Genomic DNA, 16,881 nt, shown 5'->3' on the forward strand with positions numbered 1-16,881 from the left:
GCCATGGCGCATCAGGTACAGGGCCGCGCATCGATCACGACGAAGGCCTGCGCCCAGGGGTGATCGTCGGTCAGGGTGACGTGGATGATGGCCTCGTACCCCTCGGGCGTCATCGCCTCCAGCCGCTCTTTTGCCCAGCCTGTTACCTCCATCACCGGCTGGCCGGTGTGCAGGTTGCTGACAGCCATGTCCTTCCAGGCGATGCCCATGCGCAGCCCCGTTCCGAGCGCCTTGGAGCAGGCCTCTTTCGCAGCCCAGCGTTTGGCGTAGGTGCCGGGCGTATCCGCCCGGCGTTCGGCCTTGGCCTGTTCCACGTCGGTGAAGACGCGGTTGCGGAACCGGTCGCCGAAACGGTCAAGCGTGCCGGCGATCCGGTCGATGTTGGCCAGGTCGGTGCCGATGCCAAGGATCATTGCGTCAGCCTCCTGCGGGCGGGTGGGAACCCGCCCCACAAACCCCGGCGCCGCGCCAAGGTCAAGATCAGGGGAGGATGTCGCCGTCGATGACGCCGGTGGCCTGGTTGAGCGTAAAGCGCAGGGTCGCCGCGCCGGGCATGGCGGTGGCCGGGTCGTAGACGCTCACAGGGACGGTGAATGTCAGGCCCGTGGCGGGGTCGTAGTCGGCGGTCAGGGCGCCGAATTCCATCCCGGCAAAGCCCATGCCGTTCAGCCCGATCACCTTGCACTGACGGTCCCCCAGTTCCGAATAGGGCGGCGACAGCACCAGCATCCAGGCCCAGCCGGCGGCGGGCTCGATAGTGTCCATCAGCGCCAGGCGGGTCTTGCCGTTGGAAAAGGTACGGCTGTGCGCCTCCCAGGGTTCGACGATGTTGCGGGCGCTGGCCTGCCAGTCGCAGTCCTGCACGGTGACGATGGTCTCTTGTGCCGCCGCAAGGGCCGGAAGCAGGACAAGGGGCAGGGCGCAGAACAGGCGTTTCATGGGGTTGATCCTTGTCAGAACGGCTTTTGCGCAAGGATAGCCCCTCCAGGACAAGGGGGCGAGGCGGGGATTTCCCGACTTTTCCCGACCCTCCCCGATCTTGCGGCTGTTCAGAAGCCGAGGCGCTGCAAGCGCCCGATCACCTTGCGGAAAATGACTGGCGGCAGGATTTCTTGCAGCATGTCAGCCCGCTTCACCTGCCGGTCGACTTGATCCCTCGTGCCGGGGCGGGGTTTGAACAGCGTCGTGTGGGATTTGCGCCTGTGGTCCCAGGTGGCGGTGTAGTAATACAGGGCCAGCGACATGCGGGGCTCCCCGTCGGGATGGTTCACCGTCTCGGGGTTGCCGTGCCACGTGTCGGACCCGGTGTTGAAGCAGCACATGCGGTTGAAAAGCGGCACGAAGCCCGCGACCTTTTCCGTCATGTCGGTGTTCCAGATCTCGAAGGAGCCGCCGTATTTCTCTTTCCAGCCCTTGTTCAGGTAGATCAGGATATTCAGCCGCCGTTCCAGGTTGAGCTTCTGATTGTGGTTGAAGTCCGCATGGATATCGAGGTGCCCGCCGTTGGCGACCACATGCACGCCGCCTCCCGCGAAATAGGGGTCCGGGATCAGCCCGTTGATGCCGGTCATCTCTTCGAGGAAGCGCACAAAGGGGCGCGAGTTCAAGACGTAGAACAGGTTGCGCGTGTAGGGCGGCAGGCGCTCCGGCAGGTAGCTGGATTTCAGCTTTTCCTGCGGGCGGTTGAACATGTCCTCGGCTTCGGGCAGCTGTTCCAGCTCTTCCAGGACCCGGTCCAGCACCTCTGCGGGCAGAAAATCGTCAAAGCTGCCGTAGGGATAGGGTTGGCGATCGCGATAGGTCGCGGCGGCGGCTGCGCCTGCCGCCTTGGCAGCCGTTGCGTCGATGGCAAGGGTTTCTGGATCCATTGGAATGACGGGCATGACGGCACCTTCGGCAATTGCAGGCGTTTTGGCCCGCTGTACCGGGGTTTTACGGCGAAAAAATGGAGGCAATCCCGCGGAGTGCTGTGAACCGAATGATCGATCCGCGCGGGTCAGCCGCGCGCGGCGTCCATCAGGCGGCGCATTTCCGCGATGGCCGGGCCGAGACCGCGAAAGATCGCCTCTCCCACCAGGAAGTGGCCGATGTTCAGTTCCATGACCTCGGGAAATGCGGCGACGGGTTGCACGGTCTCGTAGGTCAGCCCGTGTCCGGCGTGTACCTCCAACCCCAGCGAATGCGCATAGGTGGCCATTTCACGCATCCGTTCCAGTTCCGCGTCGCGCTTGTCGACCTGCCCCTCGGCGTGGAAATCGCAATAGGCGCCGGTGTGCAACTCGATCACCTGCGCGCCGATCCGGTGCGCGGCCTCGATCTGGCGCTGGTCGGCGGCAATGAAGATCGACACACGGCAACCGGCCTCTCGCAGGGGAGCGATGAAATGCGCCAGCTTGTTTTCTTCACGTGCCACCTCAAGCCCGCCCTCGGTGGTCTTTTCCTCGCGCTTTTCGGGGACGATGCAGACGGCATGCGGCTTGTGACGCAGGGCGATCTTCTGCATCTCGTCGGTGGCGGCCATCTCGAAATTGAGCGGCACGCTCAGGTTTTCCATCAGCCCGTCGATGTCCGCGTCCGAGATATGGCGCCGGTCCTCGCGCAGGTGCGCGGTGATGCCGTCGGCGCCGGCTTCCTCTGCCAGCTTGGCCGCCCGGATCGGATCGGGATAGGCGCCACCGCGCGCATTTCGCACGGTTGCGACGTGATCAATGTTGACGCCAAGGCGCAGTTGTCCGGTTTGGGTCATGAAGGCGATCCCCGTTCTGGAATTTGATCAAAAGCTAGAGTGGCGGGCAGGAAAAAGAAAGCGGGAATCGGGTGGTTCCAGACGGCCCGGCGATCACTTGGCCTCGCGCGCCTTTTTCTTCTTCAGCTCGGCCAGCTTGGCCTTGATGGCCCCCTTGCGGCGGTTCTGAAAGGCTGTGATCAGCGGCCGCGAGACATAGTAGGCGATGGTGGCCGCGATCAGACCGGGCAGGATGCCGCCCACCATGTAGGGAAAGAACACCTCGTCATAAAAGATCTTGAGGTGGCTCCAGTCGGTCTTGTCCGGGGTGAAAATGGCGATGAAATTGTCCCAGAGGTCTTGGCCCGCCTTGACGAATTTCTTGCCTATGCTGCCGTGATCCTCATCCGCTTCGAGCCCCAGCAGCCAATACCCCGTCTTCATCGCGATCACGCCGATGGGCACATAGGTCAGCGGATTGCCGAAAAACGTCGACAGGATCGCCGCCAGGATGTTGCCCCGCATGATCCAGGCGATCAGCGCGGCGGTGAAGAAGTGAAACCCGTAAAAGGGCGTAAAGGTGGTCAGCACACCGGCAAAGATGCCGCGCGCGATTCTGTCGGGAGGATCGGGCAAGCGGTTGACGCGCAACTGGACATACCGCGCCGCCCGCGCCCAGCCGCCTCGTGGCCAGAGCACTTCGAGCACGATCCGGCCGATCGGCCGTCTGTCGCGTCTCTTGAAGACCAAGCTGTGCCTTTCTTGCCTATTCTGCCGCTTCTGTCGCCGCAGCCGGAACGGATTCAAGCCCGGGGTCACGTCGACGGACGACAGCGGCCACATGGCTTTCCGCCTCCAGCGTGGAGATCAGGGAGTGCAGATGTTCCGCATCTCGCAGGTCGATGTCCATCATGAGGCGGTAAAAATCCGGTTTGCGGGCGATGAAATTCAGATCAGAAATATTGGCCTTGGTCTCGCCGATCAATGTGCAAATCCGTCCCAGCACACCAGCATCGTTGCCGATGGTGAGTTCGAGTGACACCGTATAGACGGCCGGGTGCTTGCCCTCCGCCCAATGCAGGTCCAGCCAGCGCTCTGTCTGGTCCTCGTGATCTGCCAGGGCGGCGCAGTCGATGGCATGGACGGCAACACCGTGGCCGCGATGCGCAAGCCCCACGATTCGTTCGCCCGGCAGGGGCTGACAGCACTTCGCCCGTTCGAATCCCTGGCCATGTTCCAACCCGACGACCGCGCGTTTCATCTCGATCTCGCCGTCGTCCTGGATCGCGAGGTTGGGATAGACCGCCTCGACCACCTCGGAGGTGGTCAGTTCGGCGCTGCCCAGCCGTGCAAGCAGGGTTTCGGTGTCGTCCAGTCGCAGCGTCGCCGCGGCCTTTTCCAGCACCTTGTCCGTCGCTTTCTTGCCGCGCGATTCGAAGGCGGCCCGGGCCAGTTCATGGCCCAGCTTGGCGTAGCGTTCCTTGTTGGCTTCGCGCAGGGCGCGGCGGATCGCTGATTTGGCTTTGCCCGTCGTCGCCATGTCCAGCCAGGTCGCCTGTGGCGCCTGGCCCTCGGCGGTGATGATCTCGACCGACTGGCCGTTCTTCAGCCGCGTCCACAGCGGCACGCGGATGCCGTCGACCTTGGCACCGACGCATTTGGACCCGATCCGCGTATGAATCGCATAGGCATAGTCGATCGGCGTCGCCCCGCGCGGCAGTTTCACCACGTCACCCTGGGGCGTGAAGCAGAAGACCTTGTCGGAATACATCTCCAGCTTGACCGCCTCGAGAAAGGCGTCGTGGTCTTCCTCGGCGTCGAACTGTTCGGTGACCGAGGCGATCCACTTGGCCGGGTCAACGGCAAAGCGGTTCTCTGCTCGCACGCCGTCGCGATAGGACCAATGGGCCGCAACCCCGGTCTCGGCGACCTCGTGCATTTCGCGGGTGCGGATCTGTACCTCGACCCGCTTGCCATCGCGCCCCGACACGGTGGTGTGGATAGAACGATAGCCGTTGGTCTTGGGCTGGCTGATATAGTCCTTGAACCGACCGGGGATGGATTTCCAACGCTGGTGGATGGCGCCAAGCGCGCCATAGCAGTCCGCCTCGGACCGGGTGATGACGCGAAAGCCGTAGATATCCGAGAGGCGGGAAAAGCCGATCTTCTTTTCCTGCATCTTGCGCCAGATCGAATAGGGCTTTTTCGCGCGGCCAAAGACCTCGGCCTCGACACCTGCCTTTTCCAGCTCGTGGCGCATGTCGGTGGTGATGCGCTGCACCACGTCGCCGGTTTCACGCTGCAGGGTGATGAAGCGGCGGATGATGCTGTCGCGGCCCTTGGGGTTCAGCACGCGAAAGGCGTGGTCCTCCAGTTCCTCGCGCATCCACTGCATGCCCATCCGGCCTGCCAGAGGCGCATAGATGTCCATCGTCTCGCGCGCCTTCTGCACCTGCTTGTCGGGGCGCATGGCGCGGATGGTGCGCATGTTGTGCAGCCGGTCGGCCAGCTTGACCAGGATCACGCGCAGATCCTTGGACATGGCCATGAACAGCTTGCGAAAGTTCTCTGCCTGCTTGGTCTCGGAACTGGACAGCTGGAGGTTGGTCAGCTTGGTGACGCCATCGACCAGGTCGGCGATCTCGCGCCCGAAACGCCGTTCGACCTCGGCAAAGGTCGAGCGCGTGTCTTCGATCGTGTCGTGCAGCAGGGCGGTGACGATGGTGGCGTCGTCGAGCTGTTGCTCGGTCAGGATCGCCGCCACCGAGACCGGATGCGAAAAATAGGGCTCGCCCGACTTGCGGAACTGCCCCTCGTGCATCTCGCGGCCATAGTCATAGGCCGCGATGATCAGATCTGCGTTGGTGCGCGGATTGTAGTTGCGGACGAGATCGACGAGGTCTTCTGCCGAGATCATGTCAGCACCACACCGCCGGCCCGGGGGCTCAGCCCTGGCCCTGCGCCTCCATCAGCGCGCGCAGCAGCTTTTCTTCGGACATGTCGTCTTCTTGCGGCTTGTCCTGCTCTGCACCCATCAGCAGGGCCATCGCGTCTTCTTCGGGTTCGTCGACCTCGATCTGGGTCTGGTTCGACTCGATCAGACGCTCGCGCAGCTCGTCGGCGGACTGGGTTTCCTCGGCGATTTCGCGCAGGGCGACCACCGGGTTCTTGTCATTGTCGCGGTCGACCGTGATCGCGGCACCGGAAGACACTTCGCGCGCACGATGCGCGGCGAGCATCACCAGTTCGAACCGGTTCGGGACCTTGTCGACGCAATCTTCTACCGTCACGCGTGCCATGAAAAGCGCTCCGTTATCCTGTTACGAGGGCCTCAGAAAGGCATGACATAACGTGCCCTTGCCCGGGATACAAGGGGGGATGCCATCACAAGGCCCGTTACAAGGCGCTGACGTCGGCAAGGTCCTGCCCGGGCAGGGCTGCCAGCATCTCTTTCACCGTAGCGCCTGTCAGCGGATGGCGCCAGTCCGATGCGATGTCGGCCAGCGGCACCAGCACGAAGGCGCGGTCCTGGATGCGCGGATGCGGCAGGATCAACTCGCCTGGGACGTCTTTCGTCTGTCGCTCCAGCGGCAGATTGCGCCAATGCGCCTGGCCCTCGGGATCCGGGCGCACAAGGTCACCGGCGGCCAGCAGGTCGAGGTCCAGCGGTCGGCTGGCCCACCGCGTCCCGCGGGTTCGACCGAACTCCGACTCGATGGCGTGGAGGATATCCAATACTACCTGAGGGTGAGTGGGGCCGGTCGCTGCCACGCACGCATTCACGAAGTCCGGCCCGTTGCCGGGCGGGAAACAGGGGGTTGCGAAAAACCGGCTGACCCGGCGCAGACGCAGCCCGGAAGCAGTCATCGCGGTCAATGCCGCGGCCAGGGTGTCGCTGCTGCCGCCCGCGCTGGACGGCAAGTTTGAGCCGAGTGCTATAAGGAATTCTTGTGCCATTTGCCCTAACGTACTATCCTTTTGGGACTTCCCCGCGCCTTGCGAAGCGCGGAAAAAACAATAATGTTAGCCGGACGCGCCCGCTACCACTCACTCACTCACGGACTTGGCGGGCCGATTGGACGAAAGGAAATTTTATGTTCTACAAGGACGAACGGCTTGCGCTGTTCATAGATGGCTCCAATCTCTACGCTGCGGCCAAGGCTCTCGGGTTTGATATCGACTACAAGCTCCTGAGACAGGAATTTGCACGTCGTGGCAAGATGGTTCGGGCCTTCTATTATACGGCGCTTCTGGAGAACGATGAGTACTCTCCGATTCGCCCTCTGGTTGATTGGCTCCACTACAACGGCTTCACGATGGTGACCAAGCCCGCGAAGGAGTACACGGACAGCCAGGGGCGTCGCAAGGTCAAGGGCAACATGGACATCGAGCTGACGGTCGATGCGATGGAGCTGGCCCCGCGGGTGGATCACATCGTGCTCTTCTCCGGTGACGGCGACTTCCGTCCGCTGGTCGAAAGCCTCCAGCGGCAGGGCGTGCGGGTTTCGGTGGTCTCGACCATCCGCTCGCAACCCCCGATGATCGCCGACGAGTTGCGCCGCCAGGCCGACAACTTCATCGAGCTCGACGAGCTGCGTGAAGTCATCGGCCGCCCGCCGCGCGACAACCAGGTCGAACGCAACTTCGAGGTCGCCTCGAGCAAGTAAGACCATAGGCCGCCGTGCCGAAACCCGCTCCACAGGGATGAGGGAGCGGGGACAGGGTAGGGCGGCCCGAAACGGATGGGACGGTGCGCTGCGCCGTCCCTTTCCTTTTGGCCCCCCTTTGGGCCGGTTCCTTGGCCTGTCCGGCTTGGGCAAAGGGGCACACTGGACGAGCAGGGGCCAAGGTCTTAGGTCAGGGACAAGCACAGGACGAAAGGCCGCGCGATGACTGACAGACTGCCGCCACTCACTCTTTACCTTGCCGCGCCTCGCGGGTTCTGCGCCGGTGTCGACCGGGCCATCAAGATCGTGGAAATGGCGTTGGAGAAATGGGGCGCGCCGGTCTACGTCCGGCACGAAATCGTCCATAACAAATACGTCGTCGATGATCTGCGCGCCAAGGGGGCCGTCTTCGTCGAGGAACTGGAAGACTGCCCTGACGACCGCCCTGTGATCTTTTCCGCGCATGGCGTGCCAAAATCCGTTCCGGCCGAGGCGGCCAAGCGCGAGATGATCTATGTCGACGCCACATGCCCGCTGGTCTCCAAGGTGCATATCGAGGCCGCCCGCCACCACGAGAACGGGTTGCAGATGATCATGATCGGCCATGCCGGCCACCCAGAGACCGTGGGGACCATGGGCCAGCTGCCCAAGGGTGAGGTGCTGCTGGTCGAAACGGTCGAGGACGTGGCCCGTGTCGAGGTGCGAGACCCCGAGCGCCTTGCTTTCGTCACTCAGACGACGCTGTCCGTCGATGACACGACCGACATCGTGGCTGCACTCAAGGCGCGGTTCCCGGCCATCGTCGGCCCGCACAAGGAAGACATCTGCTATGCCACCACCAACCGCCAGGAGGCGGTCAAGGCGCTGGCGCCAAAGGCGGACGCGCTCTTGGTTGTGGGCGCCCCCAATTCCTCGAACTCGAAGCGCCTGGTCGAGGTCGGGCGACGTGCGGGCTGTGCCTACTCGCAGCTTGTCCAGCGGGCCACAGATATCGACTGGCGTGCGCTGGACGGCATCGCATCGGTGGGGATCACCGCTGGTGCCTCCGCGCCGGAGGTGTTGATCGAGGAGGTCATCGACGCCTTCCGCGCCCGCCACGACGTCACGGTCGAATTGGTCGAAACGGCGCAGGAAAACGTCGAGTTCAAGGTGCCGCGCGTGCTGCGCGAACCGGCCTGATCCGCCCATGTCCCGGATCCCCCGCTCTGCCCTGATCCTTGGCCTGGCCGGCGTGCTGCCTTTTGTCTGGGGTGTGCTGACCCTGCTTTCGCCCGGCCTGCACGATTGGGGCCAGGGTGCCCTCGGCGCGCGTTTCGTCGGCCCCTATGTCCAGCTGTTCTACGGCGCGGTCATCCTCTCCTTCATGTCCGGCGTGCTGTGGGGATTTGCCACCAAGGCCGAGGGACGTCGCGCGACCACAGGCTACGTGCTCTCTGTCCTTCCCGCGCTCTGGGCCTTTTTCACCACGGGCGGAGGCGAGACCGCAGCCGCGCTCAACCTGACATTCGGGTTTCTCGCCTTGTTGCTGCTGGATGCGGCCTTCTGGCGCTGGGGGCTGGCGCCGCCCTGGTGGATGCAGTTGCGCATCCTTCTGACGGCGCTGGTCGTCGCTTGCCTGCTGCTTACCGCATTGCTCTGAACCGGCTTGCGAAGGGCGCCGGAAAAGGCCAGACCACATCCATGACAGACCGTGAAACCATCCGTATCTACGACAGCCGGGCGCAAGACTACGCCCGGGTCACCGCTTCTGGCGTCCCGGACGCCACCCTGCGGGCCTTCATCGAGGCGCTGCCCACAGGGGCGCATGTGCTTGATCTCGGCTGCGGTCCGGGCCTCTCGGCGCGCCACATGGCCGCTGCCGGATGCCACGTCGAGGCGTGGGATGCATCCGCCGCGATGGTGGAACTGGCGTCGGCCCATCCTGGAGTGACCGCGCGCCAGGCGGATTTCGATGCACTGGATGTCGTGGCGGCCTATGACGGCATCTGGGCCAACTTCAGCCTGCTGCACGCCCCGCGCGAGGCCATGCCACGCCATCTGGCGGCCATTCACCGCGCGCTGAAGCCCGGCGGCCTCTTCCACATCGGCGTGAAGTCCGGCTCGGGCAGCCAGCGCGACGACCTTGGCCGCCTCTATACCTACTACACCGAGGCCGAACTGGCGGGCCTGCTTCGGGCCGCGGGTTTCACCCCCGGTGCCTTCCGTCACGGCGAGGACCTCGGCCTGGACAATGTCATGGCCCCCTGGATCACGGTGACCGCGCATGCCTGAACTTTTTGCCTATACCGATGGCGCCTGTTCCGGAAATCCCGGTCCCGGGGGATGGGGCGCCTTGCTGCGGGCGATGGATGGCGAAACGGTCGTAAAGGAGCGCGAGCTGAAAGGCGGCGAGGCACAGACCACCAACAATCGGATGGAACTGCTGGCCGCGATCAACGCATTGGAAAGCCTTGCCCGGCCCTCGACCATCACCGTCGTGACCGACAGCGCCTACGTCAAGAACGGCGTCACCGGCTGGATCCACGGCTGGAAGCGCAACGGGTGGAAGACTGCCGCCAAGAAACCGGTCAAGAATGTCGAACTCTGGCAGAGGCTGGACGAGGCGCAAAAGCGCCATGACGTGACCTGGGAGTGGGTCAAGGGCCACGCCGGCCACCCGGAAAACGAGCGTGCCGACGAATTGGCGCGCGCGGGCATGGCGCCCTTCAAGAAATGAGCGGATCCCGCGCATGAGCCTGCTGGTCCTGCTAGATTATGCCGCTGTCTTGGTCTTTGCGCTGACCGGCGCGCTGGTTGCCAGCCGCGCGCAGCTGGACATCGTTGGCTTTGCCTTTCTCGCCGGTCTGACGGGGCTGGGCGGGGGAACCTTGCGCGACACGCTGTTGAACCGCACGCCGATCTGGATTGCCGACCAGACCTATCTTGCGGTTGTGACAGGCGCTGCCGTGCTGGTCTTTTTCACGGCCCACCTGCTGGAAAGCCGGATGCGCGCGATCCTCTGGCTGGACGCGCTGGCGCTGGGTATCGCCGTGGCCGCCGGGGCCGGGGTGGCGCAGGGGCTGGGTCAGCCCGTGGGCGTCGTGCTGGTCATGGGAATCGCCACAGGCTGTGCCGGCGGTCTGGCCCGCGACGTGGTTGCCAACGAACTGCCGCTGGTGCTGAAACAAGGCGAACTTTACGTCACCTGCGCTCTTGCAGGATCGCTGGCCGGTGTCCTGGCCACGCGGGCGGGCGCCTCGCCCGCGGTCAGCGCCGGATTGGTGGCACTGGTGACCATCGGGCTCCGCGCCGGGTCGCTGACGTTGGGCTGGCGCCTGCCGGTCTACCGGCCACGCCCGCCGCGACAGTGACCACGGGGCCTGTGTCGTCCGTCCCCTGTGCCGTTTCTTGGTGAAAATCGCCCGGGGCGCGCGAGGGGCTGGCCCCCTCGCATCAGCCTTTAGGATTGACCGTCATTGCAGGTCGGCAAAGGCCTCTTGCAGGCGTTCGACGGCCAGGGCGACCCGGCTGCGCGGGGTGGCAAAGTTGAAACGTAGGAAACTCTCCCCGCCTGTCCCGAAGGTATTGCCGTGGTTCACGGCGATCCGGGCCTCCTTTTCCACCCGCCGGGTGAACTCCTCGGGAGCCATGCCCGTCCCCGCGAAGTCGACCCAAGCCAGGTAGGTCGCCTGCATCGGCATCGAGGTCACGCCCGGAATCGCGTTGACGCCCTCGTCGAACAGCCGCCGGTTGCCATCTAGGTAGGCGCAAAGCTCATCGACCCAGGCGGCGCCCTCGGGCGAATAGGCGGCGGTGGCGGTCACCATGCCAAAGGAATTGGGCGACATGCCCAGCCCCGCCATGACGTCGCCAAAGCGTTTGCGCAGGGCGGTATCGGGAATGATGACATTGCCGATATGGCTGCCCGCCATGTTGAAGGTCTTTGTGGTGGCCGACATCATCACCAGCCGGTCCTCGATGCCGGCGTCGACCTTGGCCATAGGAATGTGCTTTTCGCCCGGCATCAGCAGGTCATGGTGGATCTCGTCCGAGACCAGCACAAGGTCATGCCGCTTTGCGAATTCGGCAAGACCGCGCAATTCCTCCTCTGTCCAGACCCGGCCGCCGGGATTATGTGGAGAACAGAGCATCACCAGCTTCTCACGCCCGGTCATCATGCCGTCGTAGGCGTCGAAATCCATTTCGTAACGACCGTTGTTCATCACCAGCGGGCATTCCACCACCTCGCGCCCCGCAGCGCGGATGACTCGGGCAAAGGCATGGTAGACCGGCGTGAACAGCACCACGCCGTCCCCCGGCTCGGTGTAGGCCTGCAGGCACAGGCCCGTCCCGTTCACCAGCCCATGCGTGGAAAAGATCCAGTCGGGCGAGATTTCCCAGCCGTGCCGCTCGTCCAGCCACCAGCGGATCGCGTCACGATAGGCGGTGTCGGGCCCGAAGTAGCCGAACAGCCCGTGATCGACCATCCGCTGCAGGGCCGCGCGGACGCAATCGGGCGGACGGAAATCCATGTCTGCGACCCACATTGCCAGCCCGTCCTCGGGCGAGACGCCATAGGCCTTTTCCATCATGTCCCACTTGGTCGAATGCGTGCCCACGCGGTCGATGTCCTCGTCAAACCGGCTCATCACCTGCCCCTTTCTGCATCTACGCGGCGCAGGCTATCCTGACGGGTGGCAGGTGCAAGGGGCCGCGCTTGCCTATATCGTCCGCCATGCTTAAATCGGGCGCATGAAACGGCCGATCCTCATTCACCCCGACCCTCGCCTGAAAAAGGTCTGCGCCCCCGTCGACGATCTGTCAGACGATCTGCGCGCCCTTTCGGATGACATGCTGGAAACCATGTATGCCGCGCCGGGCATCGGGTTGGCCGCGCCGCAGATCGGTATCCTGTCGCGGCTGATCGTGCTGGATTGCGCGAAAAAGGACGACGGGGACGAGGCACGCCCCCTGGTCATGTTCAACCCGCAGGTGGTGGCCAGCAGCGATGAATGCAACGTCTACGAGGAAGGCTGCCTGTCGATCCCCGACCAGTATGCCGATGTCGAACGACCCAAGGTGGTAGACGTTGAATGGCTTGACCGCGACGGCAAGCTGCAGCGCGAAACCTTCGACGGGCTCTGGGCCACCTGTGTCCAGCACGAGATCGACCACCTCGACGGCAAGCTGTTCATCGACTACCTGAAACCGCTCCGGCGGCAGATGATCACCCGCAAGATGGTCAAGCTCAAGAAAGAGCGGGCGCGGGAAAAGGCGTGAGCATTCTTCCGATCCTGAAATGGCCCGACCCGCGCCTGGCCCAGCCCTGTGCCCCGGTCCAGGAGCCCGCCGCACTCGAGGCGCTGGTGACGGACATGTTCGAAACCATGTACGATGCGCCCGGTCGTGGCCTTGCCGCGCCCCAGGTCGGCGTAATGCAGCGATTCTTTGTCATGGACGCGGGCTGGAAAGAGGGCGACATGACCCCGCTCGTCTGCATCAACCCGGCGATCCTGTCGGCCTCTGACGAGCAGGCGGTGTCAACAGAGGGCTGCCTCTCCGTTCCCGGCGTGACCGCGGAGGTGACCCGCCCTGCGACGATCACGCTTGCCTTCACAGATCTTACGGGCACGGCGCAGCGACTGACCCTGACCGGGTCAGAGGCGACGATCGCCCAACATGAATACGACCATCTCGACGGGGTGTTGCATTTCGACCGGCTGGACCCGGCCGGGCGCGATGCGCTCCTGGCGGCCTACGAAGCGGGGCAGGACGCATGAGCGTACGCCCTTTCGTCCCATGGCCCGACAAGCGCCTGCGCACCGCCGCCGCCCCGGTCGAGCAGATCACCGACGAGATCCGTGCCATCTGGGAGGACATGATCGACACGATGGAGGCCATGCCCGGCGTCGGCCTTGCCGCGCCACAGATCGGCGTGATGTTGCGGCTTGCGGTGGTCGATGCCTCTGACGAACGTGGCAAACCCCTGCGCATGGCCAACCCCGAGATCCTGCACGCCTCCGTCGAGTTCCGGGACCATGACGAGGCCAGCCCCAACTTGCCCGGTGTGCACGCGAAGATCAGCCGTCCGCGCGCCGTGACCGTCACCTATACCGACCCGCAGGGCATGAAGGTGCGCAAGGATCTGGTCGGTCTCTGGGCCACTTCGGTCCAGCACCAGATCGACCACCTGAACGGGCGGATGTATTTCGACCGGCTCAGCAAGATGAAACGCGACATGCTCTTGCGCAAGGCCCGCAAACGCGGCTGACGCCATCTGGTCCCGCCCGCCTGCCTGCGTTACACCCGCGACACGATCATCGCAGGAGCAGGTACATGCGCGTTGTCTTCATGGGCACCCCCGATTTCTCTGTCCCGGTCCTCGACGCGCTGCATGCGGCGGGCCATGACATCGCCTGCGTCTATTGCCAGCCACCGCGTCCCGCCGGACGTGGCAAGAAGGACCGCCCCACCCCGGTGCATCAGCGCGCCGAGGCACTGGGCCTGCCGGTCCGTCATCCCGAAAGGCTGAAATCGCCCGAGGACCAGGCCGCATTCGCCGAGTTGAACGCCGACTTGGCGGTTGTTGTCGCCTACGGGTTGATCCTGCCGCAGCCGGTGTTGGATGCGCCGAAACTGGGCTGCCTGAATATCCATGCCTCCCTGCTGCCCCGCTGGCGCGGTGCGGCCCCGATCCACCGCGCGATCATGGCCGGAGATGCCGAAACCGGCGTCTGCATCATGCAGATGGAGGCCGGCCTCGACACCGGCCCGGTGCTGCTGCGCGAGGCCACGCCCATCGGTGCCACGGAGACGACCGGCGAATTGCACGACCGGCTCAGCCAGATGGGTGCGCGGCTCATCACCCAAGCGCTCGACCGGATCGACGACCTCGTGCCCGAACCCCAGCCCGAGGAGGGCGTCACCTATGCCGACAAGATCGACAAGGCCGAGGCCGCCGTAGACTGGACGCGCCCCGCGGAAGAGATCTCGCGCCAGGTCCGCGGACTTGCGCCCTTTCCCGGCGCCTGGACCACGCACAAGGGGGACCGGATAAAGCTGCTGGGCGCCGAACCGGCAGACGGGCAGGGCGCGCCGGGCGTGCTGCTGGACGATTGCTTTGCCGTGGCTTGCGGAACCGGCGCCCTGCGCATCAGCCGCGCGCAACGGGCAGGCAAGGGCGCGCAGGACGCGGCAACCTTTCTGAACGGTTTTCCACTGCCCAAGGGCACACATCTGGGCGGCTGAACCTCTGGGCATCGCGCGCCCGTGCCCCTATCGTGATCCCGGACCCAAGGAGACCCCTATGTTCCCCACCCTGATCGGCACCGTGGTCATCGCCGGGATCACCGGCTATCTCTCCGAGAAATCGGGATTTACCAGGAACGGCATCCTGTCCAGCATCATCATCTGCATCGGCGGTGCCTTCCTGTTCTATTTTGTCACCATCATGTTCGGCATTGGTTTTCGCAGTCCGGGCCTGAATGCCATTCTCTCTTCAATCGGCGCGCTGATCATCGTGCCGACGCACTGGCGGCGCCGCAGATGACCCCGGGTGGCGCCATGTCACGCCCATTGCCATCGGCACAAAGGGCCGGGCGCATTTCCGGGGCTTCCCCCTAGGCGCCGCCGTCCCGCTCGCCTATCCTGCCCGCAGAGACGCGCCCGCCCAAGAGGAGCATCCATGCCTATTGTCTGGCTCATCATTATCGGCGCCGCCGCCGGTTTCCTTGCCACCCGCATGATGAAGATGGATACCGGCATCCTGCCGACCATCGCCATCGGCATCGGCGGCGCGCTGATCGGCGGCCTGATCCTGCGGTTTCTGCTGACCGTGACGGGGCTATTGGCCGGACTCGTTGGCGCCGTGCTGGGGGCGCTCCTGCTGATCTGGGTCTGGCAGACCTTCATGCGCTAGGTGTGCATGTGCGCCTGCACAGACCTCCTGCGCGCCTATCGGCCTTGGTGCGCAAGCTTTGTGGTTCTAACTCCTTGCCAGCCAAAGGAGGATAGTATGGGACAACTTGTTGACGGCACCTGGCACGAAGGCTGGTATGATACGGGAAAGACCGGCGGCAAGTTCGTGCGCTCGGAGTCGAGCTGGCGCAACTGGATCACCGCCGATGGCGCACCGGGCCCCACGGGCGAGGGCGGCTTCAAGGCGGAACCGGGCCGTTATCACCTCTATGTCAGCTATGCCTGCCCCTGGGCGCATCGCGCGCTGATCTTTCGCCGGCTCAAGGGGTTGCAGGACCTGATCACGGTCAGCGCCGTACATCCGGACATGCTGGGCGACGGCTGGACATTCGACACCGATAGCAAGGGGGCTACGGGCGACACGCTCTATGGTCTGCCCTACCTGCGTGACATCTATACCAAGGCCGACCCGCAGGCGACGACCCGCGTCACCGTTCCCGTGCTATGGGACAAGCAACGTGAAATCATCGTCTCGAACGAAAGTGCCGAGATCATCCGCATGTTCAACAGTGCCTTCGACGGGATCACCGGCAACACGCAAGATTTCTGGCCCGAGGCTCTGCGCGAAGCGATCGAGCCGATCAATGCGCGCATCTATGACACGCTGAACAACGGCGTCTACAAGTCGGGCTTTGCGACCACGCAAAAGGCCTATGACGACGCTGTACACCCGCTTTTCGAAACGCTGGACTGGATCGAGGATCGGTTGTCACACAACCGGTACCTGATGGGGGACGCAATCACAGAGGCCGACTGGCGGCTGTTCACCACGCTGATCCGCTTTGACAAGGTCTATCACGGTCACTTCAAGTGCAACCGGGCGCGGATCGTCGATTTCCCGAATCTCTGGGCCTATACCCGTGAACTGTACCAGTGGCCGGGCGTGGCGGAGACGGTGAATTTCGACCATATCACGCGGCATTACCACTATAGCCACGAAACGGTGAACCCGCACCGCATCGTGCCCGTGGGACCGGACCTGGATCTTGACGCGCCGCATGGGCGTGACAAGCGGCGCGCGGCCTGAGCCGCGTCAGCCCGTCCGGGCGTAGTGCCTGACCATCGTCGCGAGATCGTCGGGAGAGGTGCTGCTGGGCAGAAAGGCGCAGGCATTGGCGCAAAGGTTGAAGATCGACCCGTCCGAAAAGAAGGTCGTATTGGTGACGAAGATGATCCGCGCTTCGGGTTGGCGATATTGCGCCAGGTCGGAGACGGCCAGCGCGTTGCCGCCTTCCAGCACCACGTTCAGGATGATGATGTCGAAATTCTGAGCCGCAAGCAGGTCAAAGGCGGCCTCCTCGGTGGCGGCCGTCCAGACTTGGGCACCTCCACGCTGGATATGCCTCTTCCACAGCTGAGCCAACGGCTCGCTGTTTTCCACGATCAGCACGTTCAAGCGACTCTCCTCGCACCCAGCACTGGGGTAGAATATCCCCTGTGAACCGTTCCTTGTCTTCATCATGTGTTCACAGGAGTGAAGAAACGGTTAATTGCCATGAGAATTTTGAATAAAGGGTAAATACCCGTCTCGGT

23 protein-coding genes are annotated in these 16,881 nt (G+C 64.0%); 13 read left to right on the forward strand and 10 right to left on the reverse strand.

The genetic code is table 11. The features are described from left to right. Positions 1 to 11 precede the first annotated feature (11 nt). The 8 genes from acpS to folK all read right to left on the reverse strand — a co-directional run bounded on the left by acpS (position 12) and on the right by folK (position 6,682). Positions 12 to 413 carry a holo-ACP synthase gene (acpS, locus tag RBB42_RS07195; protein ID WP_305969181.1) on the reverse strand — a complete coding sequence of 134 codons (402 nt, stop codon included), beginning with the start codon at positions 411 to 413 and terminating at the stop codon, positions 12 to 14. A gap of 67 nt (positions 414 to 480) precedes the next feature. Continuing rightward, entirely contained in the window at positions 481 to 939 is a 459-nt protein-coding gene (locus RBB42_RS07200) for a hypothetical protein (protein WP_305969180.1), read from the reverse strand. Between the two features lie 110 nt (positions 940 to 1,049). Next, entirely contained in the window at positions 1,050 to 1,868 is an 819-nt protein-coding gene (locus RBB42_RS07205; protein WP_305969179.1) for a 2OG-Fe(II) oxygenase, read from the reverse strand. 128 nt (positions 1,869 to 1,996) lie between these two features. Next, positions 1,997 to 2,746, reverse strand: a complete 750-nt coding sequence (locus RBB42_RS07210) for a pyridoxine 5'-phosphate synthase (protein WP_305969178.1) — start codon at positions 2,744 to 2,746, stop codon at positions 1,997 to 1,999. Between the two features lie 93 nt (positions 2,747 to 2,839). Next, entirely contained in the window at positions 2,840 to 3,475 is a 636-nt protein-coding gene (locus RBB42_RS07215) for a DUF2062 domain-containing protein (RefSeq protein WP_305969177.1), read from the reverse strand. A gap of 16 nt (positions 3,476 to 3,491) precedes the next feature. Beyond that, a complete protein-coding gene (locus RBB42_RS07220; protein WP_305969176.1) occupies positions 3,492 to 5,642 on the reverse strand; it encodes a RelA/SpoT family protein in 2,151 nt (716 codons plus the stop codon). A gap of 28 nt (positions 5,643 to 5,670) precedes the next feature. Then, entirely contained in the window at positions 5,671 to 6,024 is a 354-nt protein-coding gene (gene rpoZ, locus RBB42_RS07225) for a DNA-directed RNA polymerase subunit omega (RefSeq protein ID WP_043142299.1), read from the reverse strand. 97 nt (positions 6,025 to 6,121) lie between these two features. Further along, positions 6,122 to 6,682, reverse strand: a complete 561-nt coding sequence (gene folK, locus RBB42_RS07230) for a 2-amino-4-hydroxy-6-hydroxymethyldihydropteridine diphosphokinase (protein WP_305969175.1) — start codon at positions 6,680 to 6,682, stop codon at positions 6,122 to 6,124. A gap of 137 nt (positions 6,683 to 6,819) precedes the next feature. Here folK and RBB42_RS07235 point away from each other — a divergent pair, with 137 nt between their 5' ends. The 6 genes from RBB42_RS07235 to RBB42_RS07260 all read left to right on the forward strand — a co-directional run bounded on the left by RBB42_RS07235 (position 6,820) and on the right by RBB42_RS07260 (position 10,742). Further along, positions 6,820 to 7,392: a LabA-like NYN domain-containing protein gene (locus tag RBB42_RS07235; RefSeq protein ID WP_219513532.1), complete on the forward strand. Its 573-nt coding sequence runs from the start codon at positions 6,820 to 6,822 to the stop codon at positions 7,390 to 7,392. 222 nt (positions 7,393 to 7,614) lie between these two features. After that, the gene (gene ispH / locus RBB42_RS07240; protein WP_305969174.1) at positions 7,615 to 8,571 is read left to right on the forward strand and encodes a 4-hydroxy-3-methylbut-2-enyl diphosphate reductase; all 957 of its coding nucleotides are present in this window, start codon (positions 7,615 to 7,617) and stop codon (positions 8,569 to 8,571) included. Between the two features lie 7 nt (positions 8,572 to 8,578). Further along, entirely contained in the window at positions 8,579 to 9,031 is a 453-nt protein-coding gene (locus RBB42_RS07245) for a DUF3429 domain-containing protein (protein ID WP_305969173.1), read from the forward strand. A 41-nt stretch (positions 9,032 to 9,072) separates the two neighbouring features. Further along, a complete protein-coding gene (locus RBB42_RS07250; RefSeq protein WP_305969172.1) occupies positions 9,073 to 9,663 on the forward strand; it encodes a class I SAM-dependent DNA methyltransferase in 591 nt (196 codons plus the stop codon). Continuing rightward, on the forward strand, positions 9,656 to 10,108 hold the full coding sequence (rnhA, locus tag RBB42_RS07255) for a ribonuclease HI (RefSeq protein WP_305969171.1): 453 nt from the start codon (positions 9,656 to 9,658) through the stop codon (positions 10,106 to 10,108). The genes RBB42_RS07250 and rnhA overlap by 8 nt, the downstream gene beginning before the upstream one ends. Positions 10,109 to 10,121: 13 nt before the next feature. Beyond that, positions 10,122 to 10,742 (forward strand): trimeric intracellular cation channel family protein, encoded by a 621-nt coding sequence (locus tag RBB42_RS07260; RefSeq protein WP_305969170.1) that lies wholly within the window; start codon positions 10,122 to 10,124, stop codon positions 10,740 to 10,742. Positions 10,743 to 10,844: 102 nt separating this feature from the next. Here the strand turns inward: RBB42_RS07260 and RBB42_RS07265 are convergent, their stop codons facing one another. Further along, positions 10,845 to 12,020 (reverse strand): MalY/PatB family protein, encoded by a 1,176-nt coding sequence (locus RBB42_RS07265; RefSeq protein WP_305969169.1) that lies wholly within the window; start codon positions 12,018 to 12,020, stop codon positions 10,845 to 10,847. A gap of 103 nt (positions 12,021 to 12,123) precedes the next feature. Between RBB42_RS07265 and def (RBB42_RS07270) the strand changes: the two genes are divergently transcribed. The 7 genes from def (RBB42_RS07270) to RBB42_RS07300 all read left to right on the forward strand — a co-directional run bounded on the left by def (RBB42_RS07270) (position 12,124) and on the right by RBB42_RS07300 (position 16,375). Next, the gene (def, locus tag RBB42_RS07270) at positions 12,124 to 12,651 is read left to right on the forward strand and encodes a peptide deformylase (protein ID WP_305969168.1); all 528 of its coding nucleotides are present in this window, start codon (positions 12,124 to 12,126) and stop codon (positions 12,649 to 12,651) included. Beyond that, positions 12,648 to 13,151: a peptide deformylase gene (def, locus tag RBB42_RS07275; RefSeq protein WP_305969167.1), complete on the forward strand. Its 504-nt coding sequence runs from the start codon at positions 12,648 to 12,650 to the stop codon at positions 13,149 to 13,151. Before def (RBB42_RS07270) ends, def (RBB42_RS07275) begins: the two co-directional genes overlap by 4 nt. Then, positions 13,148 to 13,642: a peptide deformylase gene (gene def, locus RBB42_RS07280; RefSeq protein ID WP_305969166.1), complete on the forward strand. Its 495-nt coding sequence runs from the start codon at positions 13,148 to 13,150 to the stop codon at positions 13,640 to 13,642. The genes def (RBB42_RS07275) and def (RBB42_RS07280) overlap by 4 nt, the downstream gene beginning before the upstream one ends. A gap of 65 nt (positions 13,643 to 13,707) precedes the next feature. Then, positions 13,708 to 14,619 carry a methionyl-tRNA formyltransferase gene (gene fmt / locus RBB42_RS07285; protein WP_305969165.1) on the forward strand — a complete coding sequence of 304 codons (912 nt, stop codon included), beginning with the start codon at positions 13,708 to 13,710 and terminating at the stop codon, positions 14,617 to 14,619. A gap of 58 nt (positions 14,620 to 14,677) precedes the next feature. Continuing rightward, entirely contained in the window at positions 14,678 to 14,920 is a 243-nt protein-coding gene (locus tag RBB42_RS07290; protein ID WP_305969164.1) for a hypothetical protein, read from the forward strand. 135 nt (positions 14,921 to 15,055) lie between these two features. Continuing rightward, entirely contained in the window at positions 15,056 to 15,289 is a 234-nt protein-coding gene (locus tag RBB42_RS07295; protein ID WP_305969163.1) for a GlsB/YeaQ/YmgE family stress response membrane protein, read from the forward strand. Positions 15,290 to 15,385: 96 nt separating this feature from the next. After that, positions 15,386 to 16,375: a glutathione S-transferase family protein gene (locus RBB42_RS07300; protein ID WP_305969162.1), complete on the forward strand. Its 990-nt coding sequence runs from the start codon at positions 15,386 to 15,388 to the stop codon at positions 16,373 to 16,375. A 6-nt stretch (positions 16,376 to 16,381) separates the two neighbouring features. Here RBB42_RS07300 and RBB42_RS07305 read toward each other — a convergent pair whose 3' ends face one another. Beyond that, positions 16,382 to 16,738: a response regulator transcription factor gene (locus RBB42_RS07305; RefSeq protein WP_371931748.1), complete on the reverse strand. Its 357-nt coding sequence runs from the start codon at positions 16,736 to 16,738 to the stop codon at positions 16,382 to 16,384. Positions 16,739 to 16,881 lie beyond the last annotated feature (143 nt).

Source organism: Mameliella sp. MMSF_3455 (assembly GCF_030733205.1).
Lineage (GTDB): Bacteria > Pseudomonadota > Alphaproteobacteria > Rhodobacterales > Rhodobacteraceae > Antarctobacter.